Source organism: Bacillus sp. NPDC057893 (assembly GCF_042796455.1).
GTDB lineage: Bacteria > Bacillota > Bacilli > Bacillales > Bacillaceae_G > Bacillus_A.
On the sequence record NZ_JBHVNG010000027.1, the window covers coordinates 7,063 to 9,615 of the forward strand.

The 2,553-nt window shown below is 34.9% G+C and carries 2 protein-coding genes; both read left to right on the plus strand.

Features of this window, described 5'->3' with window-relative positions; translation table 11 throughout:
* Positions 1 to 1,224: sensor histidine kinase (locus ACFVQC_RS29905; protein ID WP_377900144.1), on the plus strand; the 1,224-nt coding region annotated here is incomplete at its 5' end.
* A 307-nt stretch (positions 1,225 to 1,531) separates the two neighbouring features.
* Positions 1,532 to 2,553: IS200/IS605 family element RNA-guided endonuclease TnpB (gene tnpB / locus ACFVQC_RS29910; protein ID WP_377900146.1), on the plus strand; the 1,022-nt coding region annotated here is incomplete at its 3' end.

The following is a 2,553-nucleotide window of genomic DNA, read 5'->3' on the forward strand; positions in this document are numbered from 1 at the left end:
GGTACTGTTCAGGGAGGTACTGTTCAGGGAGGTACTGTTCAGGGAGGTACTGTTCAGGGAGGTACTGTTCAGGGAGGTACTGTTCAGGGAGGTACTCCAGCAAAAGGTTTTGTTACAACAGTACCAATAAAGGGTTTGGCTCAATCTCATAATTCATATGAGGCTACCAAGCCAATACAATTCCAAGATGTTAACTTAACGCTTGTGGTGTTCGCAACATTTCAACCGATCGATGAAGCTTCACAGGTCTTGGTACGTTTTCTACCCTATATTAGTATCATTGTACTGGTTATTGGTTTAGGAAGTGCTTATCTCTATTCAAGATTTATTACTAAACCACTTATTTATATTAATGAAGGTGCACAAAAGATGGCAAACTTGGATTTCTCCGAAAAAATTGAGGTTCGTTCTATGGATGAATTAGGGGAATTGTCCAATAGCTTGAATGATATGTCCATAAATTTACAACAGGCAATTTTTGATTTACAAAAAGCGAATCATCAATTGAAAAGTGATATTGAAAAAGAAAGAGAAATAGAAGCAAAGCGAAGGGAATTCTTTGCTATTGTAGCACATGAATTAAAAACTCCTCTTACTGTTATGAAAGGTTACTTAGAAGGGATGATATATAATATCGGCCCTTATCAAAATCGTGACCAATATTTAAAGAAAAATCATCAAATAATTGGAAGTATGGAACAACTGGTTCGCGAAATTTTAAGCACGTCAAAACTAGAACAACATACCTTTAAACCACAAGTAGAAGAAATAAATCTTTCGAAGTTAATAGGTACAATCACAAAAGACCTCGAATTTTTTGCTTCTCAAAAAGACATTCAAATAATAAAAGAAGTCGATTCTGACATTTTTGTTTATACGGATTGTGTTCTTTTAGAAAAAGCTTGTAAAAACATCATTCATAATGCGATTATGTATTCACCACTTAACGAAAAGGTCTATATAAAGTTAAGCCAAAAATCTAAGCAAAACTATATCGAAATGCAAGTCCTTAATACAGGTGTCGAAATTAAAGAAGAGAATATACAACATATATTCGAACCCTTTTATCGAATCGAAAAGTCAAGAAATCGAAATACTGGAGGGAGTGGCTTAGGATTATATATTGTAAAACAAATTTTCGAATCCCTTTCTATCACGTATTCTATGAATAATACCAAACAAGGCGTACAATTTTTGGTTACCATTCCATTATCCATCAAGTAAACAATAAAAAAATCTCGATCTTACTTCATCCTATAGAAATAAGATCGAGATTTTTCATATAGGATACCGTCACATTGATAAATATAATTACTTAAAATATAAGTTATATTCTAATATTTTATCATTTTAGCCAAGAGGACTCCTTCCTCAAGGAACGCGAAGTTAGTAGGTGGGAGATGAATTGGCTTCGGACAAGGGATGGCAGGAAGCCATCTTAATTGTTCGACATACATAAACTGTTACTTCACTACCTATCGAATGTACGTTTGTTGTATAATAGAAACATACCGAAATGGAGGTGAAATGAATGATGATTAATAAAGCATATAAATTTCGTATCTATCCAAATAAAGCACAAGCAACCCTAATCAATAAAACGATTGGCTGTTCTCGTTTTGTATTCAATCATTTCCTATCTCTATGGGATAATGCATACAAAGAAACAGGGAAAGGTTTGACATATGGTACATGCTCTGCCAAACTCCCTGCCATGAAGAAAGAGTTTGTTTGGCTAAAAGAAGTGGATAGTATCGCGATTCAGTCGTCTGTTCGCAACCTTGCGGATGCTTATACACGCCTTTTCAAAAAACAAAACAATGCCCCGCGTTTCAAATCTAAGAAGAACAACGTACAATCTTATACCACAAAACAAACAAATGAAAACATTGCCGTTGTAGGAAACAAAATAAAATTGCCAAAATTAGGTCTTGTCCGATTTGCCAAAAGTCGTGAAGTAACAGGACGTATTTTAAATGCTACAGTTAGACGGAACCCTTCTGGCAGATACTTTGTGTCATTGTTAGTTGAAACAGAAGTGCAAGAACTTCCGAAAACAAACTCTTACATTGGAATGGATGTGGGACTAAAAGATTTCGCCATTTTGTCAGATGGAACAACTTATAAAAATCCGAAATTTTTTCGGTCATTAGAAGAGAAGTTGGCTAAAGCACAGCGTGTTCTTTCTAGAAGAACGAAAGGATCTTCTCGCTGGAATAAACAACGAGTAAAGGTAGCTAGAATTCATGAATACATGACAAATGCTAGAAAAGATTACTTGGACAAAATCTCGACTGAAATCATCAAAAACCACGATGTTATCGGTATAGAGGATTTGCAAGTATCGAATATGTTAAAGAATCAAAAGTTAGCAAAAGCAATTAGTGAGGTATCATGGTCTCAGTTTCGAACTATGTTGGAATACAAAGCAAAATGGTACGGCAAACAAGTCATTGTTGTATCGAAAACATTTGCTTCAAGCCAATTATGTTCTTGTTGTGGATATCAAAACAAAGACGTTAAAAATCTAAACCTACGTAAATGGGACTGCCC